The following is an 18,606-nucleotide window of genomic DNA, read 5'->3' on the forward strand; positions in this document are numbered from 1 at the left end:
CTGACACAGGTCCGATTTTTTATCAAATGGTAAAATATCGCCGCGCCCGCATTGCGGAAATTTCAGGCAGGCAGGTCCAGAACCGCGGCCAGCCCGCCCAGATCCGACCGCTCCAGCCGCAGTTCCCCCCCATGCAGCGCCGCCAGATCCGCCACGATGGCAAGACCCAGCCCCGCCCCCGGGGGGCCGCTCTCGTCCAGGCGGGCGCCCCGGACCAGGGCCAGCGGCGCGTCGGCATCGGCCAGGCCCGGCCCGTTATCCTCGATCCGCAGGATCACGCGCCCGGGCAGGGGCCGGACGCGGATGCGCAGGCGGGATCGGCCCCATTTGACGGCGTTCTCGGCCAGGTTGCCGATCATCTCCTCCAGGTCCTGGCGTTCCCCGGCAAAGACCGCATCCTCAGGACAATCGACATCGGCTTGCATGCCCCGGTCCGCCAGGGGCCAGCGCAGCACCAGCAGGATGTCGTCGATGACCGGGGCGACCGGGGTCCGGGTGCCCAGGGCGCCGGGTCCCGCATGGCGCGCACGGCGCAGGTGCCAGCCGATCAGCCGGTCCATGCGCGTGATCAGCGCCTGCCCCGGGTGATCCGCAGGCAATTCGTTGGCCAGCGCGGCCAGCGGGGTCTTCAGCGAATGGGCCAGGTTGCCCAGGTGCTGCCGCGATCGCGCCAGCAGGCTGGCGTTCTGGTCCAGGGCGGCGTTGATCTCGTCCGCCAGGGGCCGCAGCTCGGAGACGTCGGGCCGCGCCAGCCGCTCGGACTGTCCGGCGCGGACACGGGACAGGTCGGCGCGCAGCCGGTCGAGGCTGCGCAGCCCCGCCGCGACCTGGATCACGCTGGCCGCCGCCAGCCCCAGCCCCAGAACCGCCAGCGCGACGGCCAGTGGCCGGATGATCTGGTGCAGGCTGTCGCGGATCTGCGCCATCGGCGCGGTCACGGTGACGACGACGCGGGCATCGGTGTCGGGGATGGTCAGCTCGCGGCGCAGGATGCGCAGCGGGGCGCCGTCGGCATCCCGGCCGGGCGCCCCGGTAAGGTCGCCCGATGGCCCCTGCAGCCGCCCGTCCAGCAGCGACATGGACCGCGCGACCGGTGCATCGTCGGCCGCCACCTGCCAGTACCAGCCCGAAAAGGGCAGGCCGAAGCGCGCGTCCAAGGGCGCATCCTCTAGCCCCACGCGGCCCTCCCGGTCCACTGCCAGCTGGCCGATCAGGCTGTCGGCGATGGCCGCGGTTTCCGCGTCGAAACGGTCGGTCACGAAATCCTTCAGCAGATGCGCGATGACCAGGAACGCCCCCAGCAGCGCCACCGACAGCCAGACCGCCGCCAGGATCAGAAGCCGTCCCCGGATCGAGCGCATCAGCCCTGCGTCCGCAGCACGTATCCCTCGCCGCGCCGGGTCTCGATCATGCCTCCGCCGATCTTGCGGCGCAGGCGGCCGATCACCACCTCGATCGACTTGAAGTCGCGGTCGGTTTCGGCCTGATAGAGATGCTCGGACAGTTCGGTCCGGCTGACGATGCGGTTCTGGTGGTGGATCAGGTAGGTCAGGATCCGCGCCTCGAAGGCGGTCAGCTTCAGCGCCACGCCGTCCAGGGTGATGACGCCCAGCTGGCTGTCCAGCCGCAGCCGGCCCGCCGGGATGACGGACCGCGCATGGCCGGCGGCGCGGCGGATCAGGGTCTGGGCGCGCAGCACGACCTCGTCCAGGCGGAAGGGCTTGACCGCATAATCGTCGGCGCCCGCGCGAAAGCCCGCGACCTTGTCGGTCCAGTCGCCGCGCGCCGTCAGGATCAGGACCGGCATGGTGATGCCGCCGTCGCGCCAGCGGGTCAGCACCTCCACCCCCGGCAGGCCGGGCAGGCCCAGGTCCAGGATCGCCACGTCATAGCTTTCGGTGGCGCCCAGGAACTCGCCCTGGAGGCCGTCGGCGGCGCGGTCGGTGACGAAACCGGCCGATGTCATGGCCCGCGTCAGCTGGTCGGCCAGCAGCGGGTCGTCCTCGACAATCAGGGCGCGCATGGGGGATGTCCTGTGCTCAAGGCCGGCGCCGGGCCTGCAGCTGGCCACGACCCGCCACCTCCAGGAACCGCCCGTCCCGGGCATCCAGGCGGATGTTCAGCATGTTGCGGGTGGGCGTCAGCAGGCGGAATTCATAGACCAGTTCGGCGCCAAGCGCGCGTTCGCGGGGGGCGGGCGGTCGCACCGCGGCCGCCACCACGCGGCCCTGGTAGCGGTCGGTGACACGGTCCGCGAGCCTGTGGAAGGGCATGGGGCGAAAGCTGCCGGCCCAGGGCGCGGGCGGCGGCATGTCCTGCCCCGCCGCCGTGAGGGGCAGCGCCAGCATCATCAGGACCGGAATCAGGGCAAGCCGCATCATCCCACCACTATGCCCGGTCCTGCCCAAATGAAAACCAAACAGCGCATTGGCGTTTGGTTCGGGCAGCTTGCGCTAGAACCGACCTGTCCGCTGCCGGCACTGGCCGCGCAGTTCAGAACCAACAGGAGAAGACCATGAGCTTGAAGACATTTGCCGCCTCCACCGCGCTGATCGCCCTGATGGCCGCCGCACCCGCCCTGGTCCCGGCGCTGGCGCAGGAGGCAGCCGAAGCCCCGGCGGCCCAGGCTCCGGCAGCGCAGGCTGTCCCGGCCGCCATCGAGGCGCTTGGCCTGGAGCAGCTGGCCCAAAGGAACCTGCGCGACGGCCGCCGCCAGTTCACCGGCATTTTGCCCGACGGCACCCGGATCGAGGCGCGCGTCGATGCCCAAGGCGCGCTGATGGGCGTCATGGCCGAGGAGGGCGCCTTGCCGCCGGGTATCCTCGACGGGCTGCTGCCCCAGGCCATCCGCGCCAGCCAGGTCTATGCCCAGTTCGACAGCCTGGACGGGGTCCGGCTGGACGACGGACGGTTCGACCTGAAGGGCCAGGATGCCTCCGGCACCGGGATGCGCGCCCAGTTCGACAATGCCGGGATGCTGCTGCGCTTTGGCCGCGAGGGAGAGGGGCGCGACATGGGGCAGGGCAGGGGCGGCCCCCAGGGCGAACATGCCCCTGGCGAACATGCGCGCGGGGATCATGGCCGCGGGGATCATGGGCGGGGTGCGCATGGCGAGGGGCGGCACGGGCTGGGCCACGGGACCTCGGGCATGGCCGATCACGGCATGCGGGGCATGCACGGCCAGCAGATGCCGCGCGGCGATCGTCCTGCCGCTGCGATCACCTTTGACACGGCCGCCGCGAACCAGCGCCTGTCCGAGGCGGGCTATACCGCCCTGGGCCTCCTGCGCCAGCAGGGGCCGCGCGTCCTGCTGGACGCCACCAACCCCCAGGGCGAGGCCGTCACGCTGGAACTGGACCGCGGCGGCGAGGTGGTGCGCGAAAGCGCCCGCTGATCCCCCGCCATTCCTGCCGTGCTCCACAGGCCGTCCCACAGGGGGCGGCCTTTTTCGTTGCGGCGCAGCCTGAACAAGAAGCTTTCCAGTCCGGGCTTTCGCAGTCTAGGCTGCGCGCAAGCCGATGCCCTGGTGTGACGTCATCTGGCCGTCATGCGCCATCGCTAACGGGTGAAGGCTGGTGACATCATCAAGGAGGATCATTTCCATGACACGGATCGACCGACGCGGGCTGCTTCGCGGGGCTGCGGCCACGGCAGGCGTGGCGCTGGCCTCGCCCTATCTGGCGCGGGGCGCCATGGCGCAGGGTGCGGGCACGGTGAACATCTTTGCCTGGGCCGGCTATCTGAACGACGAGATCCTGGGCGCCTTTCAGGAGGCGACCGGCATCACCCCGAACTTTACCCCCTATGGCACCAATGACGAACTGCTGAACCAGCTGCGTGCCAATAACGGCGCCGGGTTCGACCTGATCTGGCCGACCGTGGACCGCGTTCCGAACTATGTCGAATTCGGCCTGGTGCAGCCCATCGACGAATCGCGGATCGACGTGGCCAAGGTGCTGCCCAGTGCCTGGGAGAATTCGGTCAACCTGGGCGCGGTCGTGGACGGCAAGCGCTATCAGGTGCCAACCGACTGGGGCACCGAGGCGATTGCCTTCGACCGCGAGCAGATGCCGCTGGAATACGGCAGCGCCTCCTATGGCGACATCTGGAACGAGGGCGCGCAGGCGACCGTGCGGGCGCATTCCGCGCTGATCGGGCTGGGCCTGTGGCTGGAGGCCGAGGGCAAGCTGCCGCGCCCGCTGCTGGACGCCTTCAAGACCCCGGAGGCGCAGACCGAGATCTTTGACGTGATCCTGGCCGAGGCGATCGCCCGCAAGGAGAACATCATCCAGTTCTGGAACAACGAGAACGAGGCCCAGGGCGCCTTCCGCGTCAACGGCGCCAATATTGGCCAGACCTGGGATTCGACCGCCGCGACCTTGCAGCGCGAAGGCATGCCGATCGGCTTCATCGCACCCAAGGAAGGCGCCCTGGCCTGGATGGAGGGCCTGTCGATCCCGACGGGGGCCGAGAACCTGGACAGCGCCTATGCCTTCATCAACTGGTTCCTGACGCCGGAAGCCGGCGCCATGTACACCAACGCCACCTCGATCAACTCAACGGCAGTAGGGTCCGATCAGCTGATCTCGGACGAAGCCAAGGCCTTTTTCGCCGCCGCCTATCCGGGCGACGCGCTGGAGAAGCTGTGGTGGTGGCCGATCCAGGAAAGCTGGTACATCACCAAGCGCAACGAATATCAGGACCGCTTCCTGTCGGCCTGACGACTGACCGGGGGCGGCCCGCGCTGCCCTCTTCCAACAAGGGAGAGACGATGTCCCATTCCGTGGAACTGGCCGGGATCGGCATGACCTTCGGCACGACCCGCGCGGTCAGCGATGTCAGCTTCAGGGTCGAGGCTGGAGAGTTCTTTTCGATCCTGGGCCCGTCCGGCTGCGGCAAGACCACGATCCTGCGGATGATCGCGGGCTTCATCGAACCGACCGAGGGGCGCGTGCTGATCGGCGAGCGGGACATGAAGGGGCTGGGCCCGAACCAGCGCCCGACCGCGATGATCTTTCAGTCGCTGGCGCTGTTTCCCCTGATGTCGGTGCGCGACAATATCGCCTTCGGGCTGGAGGCCCGCGGCGTGGGGCGTGCGGAACGGCGCGCCAAGGCCGACGACCTGCTGCGCCTGATCGCGCTGGAGGGATATGGCGACCGCATGCCGGGCGAACTGTCGGGCGGCCAGCGTCAGCGCGTGGCGATTGCCCGCGCCCTGGCCGTGGAACCGGGCGTCCTGCTGCTGGACGAACCGCTGTCTGCCCTGGACCTGAAGCTGCGCCAGCACATGCGCGCCGAACTGCGCGCCCTGCAGAAGCGCACGGGCGTCACCTTCATCTATATCACCCATGACCAGTCCGAGGCCTTGGCCATGTCAGACCGCGTGGCCGTGATGTCGTCGGGCCTGCTGCAGCAGGTGGCCAGCCCGCGCGAACTTTATGACAACCCCGCCACCCCCTTCGTGGCGCGCTTCGTGGGCGAAACGAATGCCTTGGCCGGCCGCATCACCGCGCTGGAGGGCGGCCGCGCGCAGATCCAGACCGACCTGGGCGCCCTGACCGGGCGGGCCGGGCGGGGCGTGGCGGTGGGGCAGGCGGGCACCATCTATATCCGACCCGAGGCGCTGATCCCTGGCCATGGCACAAATGCCCTCAGCGCCGAGATCGAGCGCGTCGATTTCGAGGGTGCCTTTGCGCTGGTCCATGGCCGCTTTGCCGATGGCGCGGCGCTGGCGGCCTCGGTGCCCTCGACCCGGCTGGCGGATGCGCCCCTGCCCGGGCAGCGCGCGGCCTTTGGCTTTGCGCCCGAACATGCGGTGGTGCTGGGCGATGGGTGATCTGAAAAACCGTTTCGGGCCCGGGCTTTCGACGATCTTCCTCATCCTTGTCATGTTCTGGCTGGCGGTGATGGTGCTGGCCCCGAACCTGATGATGATCGATTACGCGCTGCGGCCCAACCTGCCGCCGGCCGCCTTGGGCGGGCCCGACGACAGCTATTCGCTGGCCAATATCCTGTATCTGGCAGGAGAGCCGACCCATCGCGCAATCTTCTTCAAGACGATCTGGGCCAGCGGGCTGGTTGCGGCCGTGACCTTTCTGGTCTGCTATCCCATCGCCTTCTGGATGGCGCAGCGCGCGACGACCGGACAGCTGGCCATCGCGATGATGCTGATCATCATCCCCTTTTTCATCAACGAGGTCCTGCGTACGCTGGCGTGGTTCATCATCCTGGCCTATCGCGGCCCGCTGAACGCGGTCCTGACGAATATCGGCCTGATCGACACGCCCATCCGCTGGCAGGGCGACGGCGGCGTGCTGGCGGCGATGGTCTATGCCTATATCCTGTTCATGCTGCTGCCGATCTACAACGCCATCGAATCGCTGGAAAAAGCCCAGATCGAGGCCGCGCGCGACCTGGGCGCCTCGCCCTGGCGCATCCATACCCGGGTGGTGATCCCCCACGCCAAGGCAGGCATCGCCACGGGCTTCGTCTTTACCTTCATGCTGGCGGCGGGCAGCTATGTCGCGCCTGCGCTGCTGGGATCGCCCGGCAGCCGATGGTTCACGGAAATCATCTACAACTGGTTCTTCGAGGGCGGCGACTGGAACCGCGGCGCGGCTTATGCGCTGGTGCTGCTGGTCCTGTGTCTGGCGGTCGTCTTGGTCACGCTGCGGCTGTTCCGCGTCAACCTGACGGATGTGGCGAAATGAGGGCGGACCGGATCTTCAACGCGATGTTCTGGCTGTACCTGATTGTTTTCGCGGCCTATCTGTTCGCGCCGCTGATCATCATGGGCGCCGCCAGCTTCAACGAAAGCCGCTTTCCGACCGTGATCCCGTGGCAGGGCACGACGACCGACTGGTTCCGCGCCATGTGGGCCGATGCCGCCATGTGGCAGTCGCTGTGGACATCGGTGCTGGTGGCGGTCTGCGTGGTGGTGATCGTGGTGCCGGTGGGCACGGCGGCGGCGCTGGTCCTGACATCCCTGCATGCGCGGGCGCGCAGTTTCGCCTATGCGGTGATGGTGTCGCCGCTGCTGACGCCGGGGGTGGTGATCGGCATCTCGACCCTGATCCTGTGGCGGCAACTGGGCATCGGCGGCGGCGTCTTCCTGATCGTGCTGGCGCAATCGACCTTCATCATCTGCTACGTGATGCTGATGGTCATGGCGCGCCTGCAGCGGTTCGACCGCACGCAGGAGGAGGCGGCCCTGGGCCTGGGCGCATCGCGCGTGATGGTGTTCCGGCGCGTCACGCTGCCCTTCCTGCGGCCGGCATTGGTGGCCTCCGCCGGCTTGGCGGTGCTGCAATCGGTCGAGAACTACAACACGACCCTGTTCGTGCGCGGGTTCGAGACGCCGCTGACCGTCTTCATCGCCACCAAGGTAAGGACCGGCCTGACCCCGGCGGTGAACGCGCTGGCGCTGGTCATCATCGTCGCGACCGTCATCGGCGCCATCGCCTATGAGGTCGCGCGCCGCCGCAAGGCCGTATCGGCGGCACCCTAGACGTTCGTCAGCATCAGGTCGGCGGGCCGGCTGGCGGACAGGACCAGTTCCATATTGGGCAGGTCGTTGCCCTCCAGCTTGGCGCGGGCCTGATCGGCCGGCAGGTCGCGCCACCGCGCGGCCAGACGCGCGCGCAGCACCGGTTCGGGCACGTCCAGCATGACGGTCAGGGCGAAACGGCGATACAGGTCGCGCCAGCCGGGGCGGTCCAGCAGAAGGTAGTTCCCCTCGACCAGGATCAGCCGCGCCTCGGGGGCGATCGCGCGGGCCGCCGCGCGGGAAATCTCCAGGCGGCGATCGAAGACCGGGACCAGCACCTCACGGCCGTCATCGGCGGCCAGCCGGTCCAGCATGACCGCGAACCCGTCCAGGTCGAAGGTCTGCGGCGCCCCCTTTCGTGCCAGTTCGCCCCGCGCCGCCAGCAACCCGTCATCCAGGTGATAGCCGTCCATCGGCAGCAGCGCCGCCCCCGGCAGCGCCGCCAGCAGCGCGTCCGACAGATGGCTTTTCCCCGCACCCGGCGGGCCGGCCAGCGCCACCAGGTGCCGCTGCGGCCCCTGCGTCAGCAGGGCCAGCCGCTGCTGCAATCCGGCCAGATCGATCGCCTGTGTCATCCTGTGTCCCCCGTGCTGTGCCGCATGTTCCCCCAGTTGCGGCACGCGGGCAAGGGCAGGGCGGGCTTGCCCCGCCGGCGCGCAGGGGGGATGATGCGCCCGAATGGGAGGATGGCGGTGGCGCAGGTGACGGATCTGGTCCGGCCCGGACAGGTTCTGCGGGCGGGAGGGGTGTTTCGGCCCCTGACGCGGCGTGCGCGCCGGCTGGCGGTCTTGGCGCTGCTGCTGGTGCTGGGATGGGCCATGCTGGTGCAGGGCAACGCTTGGCTGGCCACGCGCTATATCGCCGAAACGGTCCCGCAGGGCGAGAATATCCTGCGCCTGGCCGTGTCGGGCCTGCGTGGAGAACTGGCCCGACACGAGCGCTTGCCGCACCTGATGGCCCGCGCCCCGGTTCTGTCCGCCGCACTGCAGGAGGATGCGACGCGGACCGACGTCGCGGCGGCGAACCTCTATCTGCGATATGTCACCCGTCTGATGGGCCTGTCGGATGCCTATGTGATGACACGCGACGGCACCACCGTCGCCGCCAGCAATTTCGACCAGGACTTCAGCTTTATCGGGCAGAATTTTGAATATCGGCCCTATTTTCGCGATGCGCTGGCCGGGGGGCAGGGCCGGTTCTTTGCGCTTGGGACGACCTCGGGCAAGCGCGGCTATTATTTCGGGGCGCCGGTGCGCGACCGGGGGCGCATCCTGGGGGTGCTGGCGCTGAAGGTGGACGTGGACACGATCGAGGACAGCTGGCGCGCTGCGGAATACGAGATGATCGTGACCGACAGCGAAGGCATCGTCTTCCTGGCCAGCCGGCGCGACTGGCAGTTCCGGTCGCTGGCGCCCCTGACGCCTGGGGCGCGCGCCCGCGTGGCCGCCACCCGCCGCTATGACGACGAGCCGTTGGAGATGTTGCCCCTGCAGCCCTCGGGTGCGGTGGGCGACCACCAGATGCTGCGGCTGGAGATGGACGGCGCGCGGCGCGAATTCGTCGCGGTGTCCGAGACCATGCCCGAGGCCGGCTGGACCGTGCAGGTGCTGCTGGATACGGCGCCGGCGCGGCGGCAGGCGCTGATCGCTTCGGTCGCGGGGCTGCTGATCGTGGGGGCGGTGCTGGCCGGCCTGATGGCCTGGATGCAGCGCCGTGCCCGGCTGCGCGAACGCCTGTCGATCCAGGCCGAGGCCCAAGCCCAGTTGGAGGGGCGCGTTGCCGCCCGCACCGCCGAACTGGCGCAGCTGAACGCCCGCCTTGGCGCCGAGGTGACCGAGCGGCGCGCGACCGAGGCGGAATTGCGCCGCACGCAGCGCCACCTGGTACAGTCGGCCAAGCTGGCAGCCCTGGGGCAGATGTCCGCGGCCCTGTCACACGAGTTGAACCAGCCCCTGGGGGCGGTGCGGAACTTTGCGGCCAATGCCCTGACCTATATCGACCGCGACCGTGTCCCCGACGCCCGGCAGAACATCACCCGCATCCTGTCGCTGGCGGATCGCATGAACGAAACCGGGCGGACGCTGCGCAACTTTGCCCGCAAGCCCAATGCCCAGCTGTCGGACGTTGACCTGCATGACGTGCTGCGCGACGCGCTGGAGGTGATCGCCTGGCGCATCGGCAAACGCGAACTGGCGCTGGAGATCGAGCTGCCGCCCGGGCGGCTGATGGTGCGGGCGGGGCCGGTGCGGTTCCAGCAGGTGATCGTCAACCTTCTGTCGAACGCGCTGGACGCGCTGGAGGGGCGGCCCGACGCGCAGATCCGCATCACGGCCGAGGCCACGCCCGATCGGGTCGTGCTGACCGTGGCCGACAACGGTCCGGGCATCCCCGAGGGGCTGGACGAGCGGATCTTCGATCCCTTCTTCTCGACCAAGGGGGTGGGCAGCGGGCTTGGCCTTGGCCTGTCGATTTCCTTTAACATCGTCAAGGATTTCGGAGGGGAACTTCGGCTTCTGCGTCAGCCGGGCGGGGCCTGTTTCCAGATCGACCTGCCGCGCCTTGGGGGTGCCGCATGAGTGCCGGTCGCGTCCTGCTGGTCGATGACGAGGCCGACATGCGCCTGTCGACCGCGCAGGCGCTGGATCTGGAGGGGTTCGAGGTCGAGGACATGGCCGATGCGCAATCGGCGCTGGACCGCGTGGGCTTTGGCTTTGACGGGATCGTGGTGACCGACATCCGCATGCCCGGCATGGACGGCCTGACCCTGATGAGCCGCATCCGCGAGATCGACGCCGAGATCCCGGTGATCCTGGTGACCGGGCATGGGGACATCCAGCTGGCCGTGCGCGCCATGCGCGAAGGCGCCTATGATTTCGTCGAAAAGCCATTCGACGGCCAGCAGCTGGCCGAGATCGCCGCCCGCGCGATGGAATACCGCCGCGTGGTGCTGGAAAACCGCGTGCTGCGCGCGGCGGCGGGGCAGGCGGATGACCTGGAAACGCGGCTGGTCGGGCGGTCGAACGTGATGATCGACCTGCGCCGCCGGCTGCGCACCATCGGTCCGACCGAGGCGGATGTGCTGATCGTGGGCGAGACCGGCGTCGGCAAGGAGGTCGTGGCCCGCGCCCTGCACGACCTGTCACCGCGGGCCCGCAAGCCCTTCATCGCCATCGACTGTGCCGCGCTGCCTGCCGCCCTGATCGAATCCGAGCTGTTCGGTCACGAGGCCGGCGCCTTTCCCGGCGCGCTGCGCCCGCGCTATGGCAAGTTCGAACATGCCCGCGGCGGCACGATCCTGCTGGACGAGATCGGCTCCATGCCACTGGACGTGCAGGGCAAGCTGCTGCGCGTGGTGCAGGACCGGGTCATTTCGCCCCTGGGCGCGGACGAGGACCGGGTGCTGGACGTGCGCTTCATCGCGACCTCGCGCAGCCCGCTGGAGGACGAGGTGGCCGCCGGGCGGTTCCGGGCGGACCTGCTGTACCGGCTGAACGTGGTGACCCTGCATGTGCCACCGCTGTCGGCGCGACGCGAGGATGTGCAGCTGCTGTTCATCAAGCTGGTGCAGGAGGCCGCCGCCCGGCACCGCCGCCCGCCCGTGGCCGTGCCCCCGCAGCTGCTGGCCGAGATCGCCAGGCGCCCCTGGCCCGGCAATGTCCGCGAATTGCGCAACGCGGCCGACCGCCACGCCTTGGGCATCGCCCTGCAACCGGCCGAGGACCGCAGCCCGGAACAGATGCGCCTGGCGCATCGGGTCGCGGGCTTTGAGCGCGACCTGATCGTGGCGACCCTGGCCGCCCATGGCGGGCGGCTGAAGCCGGTCTATGAATCGCTCGGCCTGTCGCGCAAGTCGCTGTACGAGAAGATGCAGAAATACCGCATCGACAAGACGCATTACGTCGATGCGGGCGACGATGCCGATGGCTGATGGGGGGAAATCCACCCGCGCCTTGGCCACGATGTTACCGGATCCACCCATCGCGCCGCGAAGCGCTGGGATTTAGCGCCCCTCCGTCGCATGGCAGGGTTGCGCCGCCTGAATGGCAGGACCTACCTGAGGCCACTTCGTCCGGCCGCGCCCGGGTTCCGATCCGCGCGGCCACTGGATAAATCTGGGAGGATTTCCATGCGTTTCATGACCGCCGCCGTTGCGGCCGCTGCTGCCTTCACCCTGTCACCCGCCTTTGCGCAGGAGGATCGCTCCGATTGGCCGTCCAGCCTGACCATCGGCACGGCCAGCCAGGGCGGCACCTATTTCATCTATGGCACGGGCTTGGCCGGCCTGATCTCGCAGAACCTGGACCTGAACGCCTCGGCCGAGGTGACCGGCGGGCCGGTGCAGAACGCGACCCTGGTCGAGACCGGCGACCACCAGGTCGGCCTGGTCACCATGGGCCCGGCCTATGAGGCCTGGACCGGCAACAGCGAACTGGCCCCCGGTGTCGAGCACAAGTCGCTGCGCGCGCTGTTCCCGATGTACCAGACCCCGTTCGAAGCGGTGGCGCTGCAATCCTCGGGCATTGCCAACGTGACCGATATGGACGGAAAGCGTGTCTCGGTGGGCCCGGCCGGCGGGACCGCCGCCACCTATTGGCCGCGCTTCTTCGAGGTGCTGGGGGTCGAGGCCAATGTCAGCTATGCCGGCGCCAATGACGCGACCAGCCAGGTCAAGGATGGCCTGATCGACGCCTTCGCCTTTGCGGCGGGCGTGCCGATCAGCGCATTCGCGCAGATCGCCGCGGAAAACCCCGTCAACATCTTCGGCTTCACCGAGGAGCAGCGCACCCAGATCCTGGAGGCGATGCCCGAAGTGTCGGCCTTCGAGGTGCCGGGCGGCCTTTACCAGGGCTTCCCCGAGGGTCACGGCACCGTCGCCATGTGGAACTTTGCCGTCGCCCATGCCGACATGCCCGAAAGCCTGGCCTACGAGATCACCAAGATGGTGATGGAGGGCAACGAGGCGATGATGCAGATCCACGCCACCGCCGCCGAGACCCTGCCGGAAAACGCCGACAAGAACACCTTCCTGCCCTATCATCCGGGCGCGCTGCGCTATTTCGATGAAAAGGGAATCGAGATCCCGGCCGAACTGCGCGGCTGATTCAAAATAACCGGGGGCCCCGCGCGGGCCCCCGACCCTTGCCCGACCACCGTCCGGCCCGGCCGCAAGCCCGTTGCGGCGCATCCACCTGGAGAAGTCCCATGTCTGTTGTTGCTGCTCCTGCGGCAGGAGGCGCCCCGGTCATCGCGCAAGGCGTCGATGATGAGCCGATGGCGCCGAACCAGCGCGACGCCCGCGCCCGCGTCGGGCTGATGATCGCCATCCTCTGCGCCGCCTATACCCTGTTCCACCTGGTCGTCATGGTGCTCTATCCGCTGGAGACCTGGACCTACCGCATGATCCACGTCTGCGGCGGCCTGGTCATCGGTTTTCTGACCTATGCCGCTGTCACCCAGGACGCCGTCACCGACGATGCCCCCGCCGCCCGCCGCTCGGTTCCCGAACTGGCGCTGCTGGGGATCGGCGCGCTTGGGATCGGCTACGGTTTTGCCGTGATCGCCTATGCCTGGGGCGCCTGGTGGCTGGCCGGCGTCGCCATGCCGCCCGCCTTCGGCTTTCGCACCTATGGCCTGCCGCTGGTCGTGGGCAGCGTCGCGGCCATCGCCGCCGGCTGGCTGTATTCGTCGCGCGACCGGGGCCGGATCTATCCGGGCGACGTGCTGCTGTGCTTTGCCTCGATCGCGGTGCTGGGCTATATCCTGTTCGTCGTGGGCGCGCTGCGGATGCGGGCGGGCACCGGCATGGCGCAGCCCGGCGATCTCTGGGCCGCACTGACGGGCGTCCTGCTGATCCTGGAGCTGACGCGCCGCCTGACCGGCCTGGCGCTGGTCATCATCGTCGGCGTCTTCATCGCCTACAGCTTTCTGGGACCGTGGCTGCCGGGGTTCCTGAACCATCGCGGATATACGGCCACGCGGTTCTTCACCTATATCTTCACCGACCAGGGCGTGTTGGGCGATCCGATCGCGGTCAGTTCGACCTACATCATCCTCTTCATCGTCTTTGCGGCCTTCCTTCAGGCCTCGAAGGTCGGCGATTATTTCGTCAACTTCGCATTCGCCTGCGCGGGTCAGGCGCGGGGCGGGCCGGCCAAGGTGGCCGTTTTCGCATCGGGCCTGATGGGCATGATCAACGGCACCTCGGCGGGCAATGTGGTATCCACCGGCTCGCTGACCATCCCGCTGATGAAGAAGGTCGGCTATTCGCCGAAAACCTCTGCCGCGATCGAGGCGACGGCCTCTTCCGGCGGCCAGATCCTGCCGCCGATCATGGGCGCGGGCGCCTTCATCATGGCCGAGGTGACGGGCATCCCCTACACGGACATCGTCATCGCGGCGATCATCCCGGCGCTGCTTTACTTCGTGTCGGTCTATTTCATGGTCGATCTGCAGGCGCTCAAGCTGGACATGAAGGGCCTGCCCCGGTCCGAGCTGCCGCGTTTCGGCGACCTGATCAAGCAGGTCTACCTGTTCCTGCCGATCGTGATCCTGATCTATACGCTGTTCGCGGGCTATTCGGTGATCCGGGCAGGCGCGATGGGCATGGCCTCTGCAGCGGTCGTCAGCTGGCTGACGCCCTACAAGATGGGCCCGCGCCAAGTCTTTCGGGCGCTGGACATGGGGGCGCGCATGTCGATCCAGCTGGTGGCCGTCTGCGCCGCCGCCGGTGTCATCGTGGGCGTCATCGCGCTGACAGGAGTGGGGGCGCGGTTCTCGTCGCTGCTGCTGACCATCGCCGACCAGAACCAGTATCTGGCGATGTTCTTTGCCATGTGCATCTCGATCATCCTGGGCATGGGAATGCCGACGACGGCGGCCTATGCGGTCGCGGCGGCGGTGGTGGCGCCGGGCCTGATCGCGCTTGGCGTGCCGGTCCTGGTCGCGCATTTCTTCGTCTTCTACTATGCGGTCATGTCGGCGATCACGCCTCCTGTCGCGTTGGCGGCCTATGCGGGGGCGGCGCTGTCGGGATCGGATCCGATGAGGACCAGCGTCGAGGCCTTCAAGCTGGGCCTGGCCGCCTTCATCGTGCCCTTCATGTTCTTCGGCTCGCATGAGCTGCTGATGCAGGGCGAGACGCTGGACATCATCCATGCCACCGCCACGGCGCTGCTGGGGATGTTCCTGCTGTCGGCGGGGGTGATCGGCTATTACTTCGGCCCGGTCGGCGTGCTGATCCGGCTGGTGCTGGTCGCGGCCGCGCTATCGATGATCGCCGTCGGCTGGACCAGCGACGTGGTGGGCCTTGCCGTGGCCATTGCCCTGTTCCTGTGGCAGCGCAAGATGGTCACCGGCTCGACCCTGACCCACGGTCGCGCCGACTGAGAACGCGGTCGATGTGCAGGGGAAGGCGGGTCCGGAAACGGGCCCGCCTTTTGCGTGGCAGGGGGGGGCGATGCGGGTGGCTTGCAGGCCCGCGATGAAACCCGCGGGCCCGGGAGGGGTTGAGCATCCAGACCGGCGGCACCCCGCCCCGGTCCCGGCGGCAACCGACAGGAGACGCATCCCATGACGGGCAGGAATTCGGCCGATGAACTGGCGCCGCGGCGCCGCGTGGTGATCACCGGGGCCTCGGCCGGCGTCGGACGGGCCGCGGCGATGGAGTTTGCCGCGCAGGGCTGGTGCGTCGGACTGATCGCGCGCGGTCAGGCGGGGCTGGAAGGCGCGCGGGCTGATGTGGAACGGGCGGGGGGCACCGCGCTGGTCCTTGCGGCCGACGTGGCCGATGCGCAGGCGCTGCAGCGCGCGGCGGATGATGCGGTGGCCGAATGGGGCGGCATCGACGTCTGGATCAACGCCGCCATGGCCACGGTCCTGGCCCCGGTCGAGGATGTGACCCCCGATGAATTCCGCCGCGTGACCGAGGTCACCTATCTGGGCCAGGTCTTCGGCACGCAGGCTGCCCTGCGCCAGATGAAGCGGCAGGGCCATGGCACCATCGTCAGCGTGGGCTCTGCGCTGGCCTATCGCGGCATCCCGCTGCAGGCGCCCTATTGCGCTGCCAAATTCGCCACCCGCGGCTTTCTGGATTCGCTGCGCAGCGAGCTGATCCACGACAAGTCCCCCATCCGCCTGACCGCCGTGCACCTGCCGGCCGTCAACACGCCGCAATTCGATTGGGCCCGCAACAAGATGCCGCGCAGGGCCCAGCCTGTGCCGCCGATCTATCAGCCGCAGGCCATCGCCCGCGCCCTCTATCGCGCGGCGCAGGACGCCCCGCGCGAACTGTGGCTGGGCGGTTCGGCGGCCAAGGTGATCCTGGGCGACGCGGTCGCGCCCACGCGTGTCGACCAGGTCCTGGCCGACCAGGGCTATTCCGGCCAGCAGACGGACGAACCCGCGCAGGACCGCGCCGACAACCTGTTCCAGCCGATGGACGAGCTTCAGGATTTTGGCGCCGAGGGCCGATTCGATGCCGAGGCCCGCCCGGAGGTGCGCACCTACAATCCCGGTGTCCTGCGGGGCGGCGCCGTTGTGGGTGCCGCGCTGGTGGCCGGTGCCGGCATCGCGGCCCTGCTGGAGGCGCGCCGCAGGCGTTAGTGCACGTCAAGCGCCCTTACGTGCCGCCCAGCAGCAACTTGGCGGCGATGGTCCACATGACAAGCGCGATGACCGCCTCCAGGACCCGCCAGGACGATGGCCGGGCAAAGAGAGGGCGCAGCCGCGCCGCGCCATAGCCGAGCGCAAAGAAGAACAGGAACGAACCGGACACCGCACCCGCCGCAAAGGCTGCCTCGGAGCCCGCGAACCGGGTCGAGATCGTGCCCAGCAGCACCACCGTGTCCAGATAGACATGCGGGTTCAGCCAGGTGATCGCCAGACAGGCCAGCAGGGTGCCGCCCAGCCCCGCGCCCTTTTGCCCGGGTCTGACAACCAGTGCCTCGCTGGAGCGCAGGGCGGCGCGCAGGCTCTTGAACCCGTACCAGATCAGGAACGCCGCGCCGGCATAGCGCATGCCGGGGCCAAGCCAGGGCAGCCATTGGGCGATCCGCCCAAAGCTTGTGACCCCCAGCAGGATCAGGACGGCGTCAGAGACGGCGCAGGTCAGGCAGACGGCCAGAACATGCTCTCCGCGCAGGCCCTGGCGCAGGACGAAGGCGTTCTGCGCGCCGATGGCGACGATCAGGCTGAGGCCGGTCAGCAGGCCGGTCAGGAACACGGAAAGGCTCATCGGGGACTTCCGCTCAAGCGGTGAGGGATCGTGCGACGGCCGCATTCGAGCAGCCTGCCGGGGCTCTGCGGGCACGGTCCGTCGGCGGCGCGCGGCGCGGAGCAGGGAGCAATGCGGATGTGGCCCCGCGCGGTCAGGTCAGATCTCCCGCGCATGGATGATGCGGCCACCGCAGATCGTCAGCGCGATGCCAAGGTCGGGAATGCCCTCCGGACTTGCGGTTTCGATGTCCCCGCCCAGCAGCACCAGGTCGGCGGCAAGGCCCGGGCGCAGGATTCCCGTCAGGTGGTCGCGATGCGCGGCCCAGGCTCCTCCGGCCGTGTAGGCGTGCAGGACCTCCATCAGCGAAAGCCGCTCGTCCCGCGCCCCGTCATAGGGGCGCCGCGTCAGCGCCGCTGAAATCCCCCGCAGCACCGAGACATCGGCCACCGGCCAGTCGCTGGAAAAGGCGATGGCGGCGCCCGCCCGGGCCAAGCTGCGGCACAGATAGGCATCCGCCCACCGCCCCGATCCGATCCGCGACAGGGTCGGTTCCAGCGGAAAATCCATCGCCCCCGGCACATGCGGCGGCTGCAGGCTGGCGGTGATGCCAAGCGCCCCCAGGCGCGGAACATCGGCGGGATCGATCAGTTCGATATGCTCGATCCGGTGGCGGCTGTCGCGGAGGCCGTTGGCGTCGCGGGCCGCCTGGTAGCCGTCGATGACTGCTCTGACCGCCCCGTCGCCGATCGCATGAACGGCGATCTGCAACCCGCGCCGGTCGATCTCACTGGCGATCCGGGCAAAACGTCCGGGCGGAAACAGCGGGTCGGAGCGGTGGCCGGGCTGGTCGGGATAATCCCGCAGCAGATGGGCGGTCCGGCTGTCGATGACCCCGTCCATGAACATCTTGACGAAGCCCGAGCTGATCCAGTCATCGTGGAAATCGGCCGCCATGGCGGAGGCGCGGTCCAGCGCATCCAGCTCCATATGGGGCTTGAAGTGGAAGGGCACCTTGACGCGCAGGGGCAGGATGCCTTCGGCGCGCATCTCGGCCAGCAGCTCCAGCGTATAGCGGTTGCCGTCCATGTTCACGAGGCTGGTCACGCCATGCCCGGCGCAATGCATCATGCCCCGGTGCAGCAGCGCCTTGTCGACCGCACGCTCGGCCGCGGTGGGGCGCGGGTCGGGCTCTTCGCCGGTGGCGATGCCCAGGTTGATGCGCCCTTCGCCGGCATGGGCGATCAGGGGGCCGAAGGCCTCGAATTCGCGCAGCTCTCCGGTGGCAAGGCCGTCCGGGCCCAGGACCACCTCATGACCATGCGGCATGGGCGCACCGCCCAGCAGCCCGGTGGCCTTCAGTGCGGCGGTGTTGGCCCAGACGGTGTGCAGGTCGGGCGACATCATGGCGATGGGACGGTCCGGGATCATCGCATCCAGGTCGTGTCGCGTGGCGGGCCTGCCCAGGATGCCGTAATGCGCCTCCTGCGCCATCAGCAGCGGCATGTCGGGGTTGGCTGCGGCGAAATCGCGAAAGGCGTCGCCCACTGCCTTCGCCCCGTGCAGGTGACCGATATGCAGATGCGTCAGGTCGGCGCCGCCCAGGCCAACATGGACATGACCCTCGAAAAAGCCCGGCAGCAGCGTGTGGCCGCCGCCGTCGATGACCCGGGTGTCCGGCCCGGCCAGCGCCCCGATCTCTGCCGCCGTGCCGACGGCAAGGATGCGGTCGCCTGCCACCGCTACGGCCTCGGCACGCGGATGCCGGGGGTCCATGGTCAGGACACGGGCATGGGTCAGGATCAGGTCGGCGGTGGTCATGGTGCATGTCCCGAAAGGGCAAGGTGGC

At 68.8% G+C, this 18,606-nt stretch carries 16 protein-coding genes; 10 read left to right on the top strand and 6 right to left on the bottom strand.

Features of this window, described 5'->3' with window-relative positions:
* Positions 1–62: 62 nt before the first annotated feature.
* From ACZ2G3_RS05765 to ACZ2G3_RS05775, 3 genes are read right to left on the bottom strand one after another with little or no spacing between them, the layout of a single operon-like run.
* A complete protein-coding gene (locus ACZ2G3_RS05765) occupies positions 63–1,361 on the bottom strand; it encodes a sensor histidine kinase (RefSeq protein ID WP_470398271.1) in 1,299 nt (432 codons plus the stop codon).
* Positions 1,361–2,023, bottom strand: a complete 663-nt coding sequence (locus ACZ2G3_RS05770) for a response regulator transcription factor (protein WP_470398273.1) — start codon at positions 2,021–2,023, stop codon at positions 1,361–1,363. Before ACZ2G3_RS05770 ends, ACZ2G3_RS05765 begins: the two co-directional genes overlap by 1 nt.
* 16 nt (positions 2,024–2,039) lie before the next feature.
* Positions 2,040–2,378, bottom strand: coding sequence for a PepSY domain-containing protein (locus tag ACZ2G3_RS05775; RefSeq protein ID WP_470398275.1), 339 nt, complete (start codon positions 2,376–2,378; stop codon positions 2,040–2,042).
* A gap of 137 nt (positions 2,379–2,515) precedes the next feature.
* Here ACZ2G3_RS05775 and ACZ2G3_RS05780 point away from each other — a divergent pair, with 137 nt between their 5' ends.
* The 5 genes from ACZ2G3_RS05780 (at position 2,516) to ACZ2G3_RS05800 (ending at position 7,507) form a co-directional block, all read left to right on the top strand.
* On the top strand, positions 2,516–3,394 hold the full coding sequence (locus ACZ2G3_RS05780) for a hypothetical protein (RefSeq protein ID WP_470398276.1): 879 nt from the start codon (positions 2,516–2,518) through the stop codon (positions 3,392–3,394).
* A gap of 208 nt (positions 3,395–3,602) precedes the next feature.
* On the top strand, positions 3,603–4,721 hold the full coding sequence (locus ACZ2G3_RS05785) for an extracellular solute-binding protein (protein WP_470398277.1): 1,119 nt from the start codon (positions 3,603–3,605) through the stop codon (positions 4,719–4,721).
* A gap of 50 nt (positions 4,722–4,771) precedes the next feature.
* Complete coding sequence (locus ACZ2G3_RS05790; RefSeq protein WP_470398278.1) at positions 4,772–5,836, top strand: ABC transporter ATP-binding protein; 1,065 nt, start codon at positions 4,772–4,774, stop codon at positions 5,834–5,836.
* Positions 5,829–6,710 carry an ABC transporter permease gene (locus tag ACZ2G3_RS05795; protein WP_470398280.1) on the top strand — a complete coding sequence of 294 codons (882 nt, stop codon included), beginning with the start codon at positions 5,829–5,831 and terminating at the stop codon, positions 6,708–6,710. The genes ACZ2G3_RS05790 and ACZ2G3_RS05795 overlap by 8 nt, the downstream gene beginning before the upstream one ends.
* Positions 6,707–7,507: an ABC transporter permease gene (locus tag ACZ2G3_RS05800; RefSeq protein ID WP_470398281.1), complete on the top strand. Its 801-nt coding sequence runs from the start codon at positions 6,707–6,709 to the stop codon at positions 7,505–7,507. Before ACZ2G3_RS05795 ends, ACZ2G3_RS05800 begins: the two co-directional genes overlap by 4 nt.
* Here the strand turns inward: ACZ2G3_RS05800 and ACZ2G3_RS05805 are convergent.
* The gene (locus tag ACZ2G3_RS05805) at positions 7,504–8,121 is read right to left on the bottom strand and encodes a nucleoside/nucleotide kinase family protein (RefSeq protein WP_470398283.1); all 618 of its coding nucleotides are present in this window, start codon (positions 8,119–8,121) and stop codon (positions 7,504–7,506) included. The two genes, ACZ2G3_RS05800 and ACZ2G3_RS05805, sit on opposite strands and share 4 nt — an antisense overlap.
* A 93-nt stretch (positions 8,122–8,214) precedes the next feature.
* On the opposite strand from ACZ2G3_RS05805, the gene ACZ2G3_RS05810 reads away from it, so the two are divergent.
* From ACZ2G3_RS05810 to ACZ2G3_RS05830, 5 genes are all read left to right on the top strand, one after another.
* On the top strand, positions 8,215–10,122 hold the full coding sequence (locus tag ACZ2G3_RS05810; RefSeq protein WP_470398285.1) for a sensor histidine kinase: 1,908 nt from the start codon (positions 8,215–8,217) through the stop codon (positions 10,120–10,122).
* On the top strand, positions 10,119–11,474 hold the full coding sequence (locus ACZ2G3_RS05815; RefSeq protein WP_470398286.1) for a sigma-54-dependent transcriptional regulator: 1,356 nt from the start codon (positions 10,119–10,121) through the stop codon (positions 11,472–11,474). Before ACZ2G3_RS05810 ends, ACZ2G3_RS05815 begins: the two co-directional genes overlap by 4 nt.
* Before the next feature lie 198 nt (positions 11,475–11,672).
* The gene (locus ACZ2G3_RS05820) at positions 11,673–12,647 is read left to right on the top strand and encodes a TAXI family TRAP transporter solute-binding subunit (protein WP_470398288.1); all 975 of its coding nucleotides are present in this window, start codon (positions 11,673–11,675) and stop codon (positions 12,645–12,647) included.
* A gap of 101 nt (positions 12,648–12,748) precedes the next feature.
* A complete protein-coding gene (locus tag ACZ2G3_RS05825; protein WP_470398289.1) occupies positions 12,749–14,932 on the top strand; it encodes a TRAP transporter permease in 2,184 nt (727 codons plus the stop codon).
* Between the two features lie 183 nt (positions 14,933–15,115).
* Positions 15,116–16,147 carry an SDR family oxidoreductase gene (locus tag ACZ2G3_RS05830; RefSeq protein ID WP_470398291.1) on the top strand — a complete coding sequence of 344 codons (1,032 nt, stop codon included), beginning with the start codon at positions 15,116–15,118 and terminating at the stop codon, positions 16,145–16,147.
* Positions 16,148–16,163: 16 nt separating this feature from the next.
* Here ACZ2G3_RS05830 and ACZ2G3_RS05835 read toward each other — a convergent pair whose 3' ends face one another.
* Both ACZ2G3_RS05835 and ACZ2G3_RS05840 read right to left on the bottom strand, forming a co-directional pair.
* Positions 16,164–16,778, bottom strand: a complete 615-nt coding sequence (locus ACZ2G3_RS05835; RefSeq protein ID WP_470398293.1) for a LysE/ArgO family amino acid transporter — start codon at positions 16,776–16,778, stop codon at positions 16,164–16,166.
* A gap of 138 nt (positions 16,779–16,916) precedes the next feature.
* The gene (locus tag ACZ2G3_RS05840) at positions 16,917–18,578 is read right to left on the bottom strand and encodes an amidohydrolase (RefSeq protein ID WP_470398295.1); all 1,662 of its coding nucleotides are present in this window, start codon (positions 18,576–18,578) and stop codon (positions 16,917–16,919) included.
* Between the last annotated feature and the right edge of the window lie 28 nt (positions 18,579–18,606).

The sequence above is a fragment of the Paracoccus sp. KKT209 genome (genome assembly GCF_055635455.1).

Excerpts from the sequence above, each read along its gene's own strand:
- ACZ2G3_RS05770 (WP_470398273.1), bottom strand. The coding sequence starts at position 2,023 with ATGCGCGCCCTGATTGTCGAGGACGACCCGCTGCTGGCCGACCAGCTG.
- ACZ2G3_RS05765 (WP_470398271.1), bottom strand. The coding sequence starts at position 1,361 with ATGCGCTCGATCCGGGGACGGCTTCTGATCCTGGCGGCGGTCTGGCTG.
- ACZ2G3_RS05825 (WP_470398289.1), top strand. The coding sequence starts at position 12,749 with ATGTCTGTTGTTGCTGCTCCTGCGGCAGGAGGCGCCCCGGTCATCGCG.
- ACZ2G3_RS05790 (WP_470398278.1), top strand. The coding sequence starts at position 4,772 with ATGTCCCATTCCGTGGAACTGGCCGGGATCGGCATGACCTTCGGCACG.
- ACZ2G3_RS05835 (WP_470398293.1), bottom strand. The coding sequence starts at position 16,778 with ATGAGCCTTTCCGTGTTCCTGACCGGCCTGCTGACCGGCCTCAGCCTG.
- ACZ2G3_RS05815 (WP_470398286.1), top strand. The coding sequence starts at position 10,119 with ATGAGTGCCGGTCGCGTCCTGCTGGTCGATGACGAGGCCGACATGCGC.
- ACZ2G3_RS05840 (WP_470398295.1), bottom strand. The coding sequence starts at position 18,578 with ATGACCACCGCCGACCTGATCCTGACCCATGCCCGTGTCCTGACCATG.
- ACZ2G3_RS05800 (WP_470398281.1), top strand. The coding sequence starts at position 6,707 with ATGAGGGCGGACCGGATCTTCAACGCGATGTTCTGGCTGTACCTGATT.
- ACZ2G3_RS05795 (WP_470398280.1), top strand. The coding sequence starts at position 5,829 with ATGGGTGATCTGAAAAACCGTTTCGGGCCCGGGCTTTCGACGATCTTC.
- ACZ2G3_RS05810 (WP_470398285.1), top strand. The coding sequence starts at position 8,215 with ATGCGCCCGAATGGGAGGATGGCGGTGGCGCAGGTGACGGATCTGGTC.
- ACZ2G3_RS05805 (WP_470398283.1), bottom strand. The coding sequence starts at position 8,121 with ATGACACAGGCGATCGATCTGGCCGGATTGCAGCAGCGGCTGGCCCTG.
- ACZ2G3_RS05780 (WP_470398276.1), top strand. The coding sequence starts at position 2,516 with ATGAGCTTGAAGACATTTGCCGCCTCCACCGCGCTGATCGCCCTGATG.
- ACZ2G3_RS05820 (WP_470398288.1), top strand. The coding sequence starts at position 11,673 with ATGCGTTTCATGACCGCCGCCGTTGCGGCCGCTGCTGCCTTCACCCTG.
- ACZ2G3_RS05775 (WP_470398275.1), bottom strand. The coding sequence starts at position 2,378 with ATGCGGCTTGCCCTGATTCCGGTCCTGATGATGCTGGCGCTGCCCCTC.
- ACZ2G3_RS05830 (WP_470398291.1), top strand. The coding sequence starts at position 15,116 with ATGACGGGCAGGAATTCGGCCGATGAACTGGCGCCGCGGCGCCGCGTG.
- ACZ2G3_RS05785 (WP_470398277.1), top strand. The coding sequence starts at position 3,603 with ATGACACGGATCGACCGACGCGGGCTGCTTCGCGGGGCTGCGGCCACG.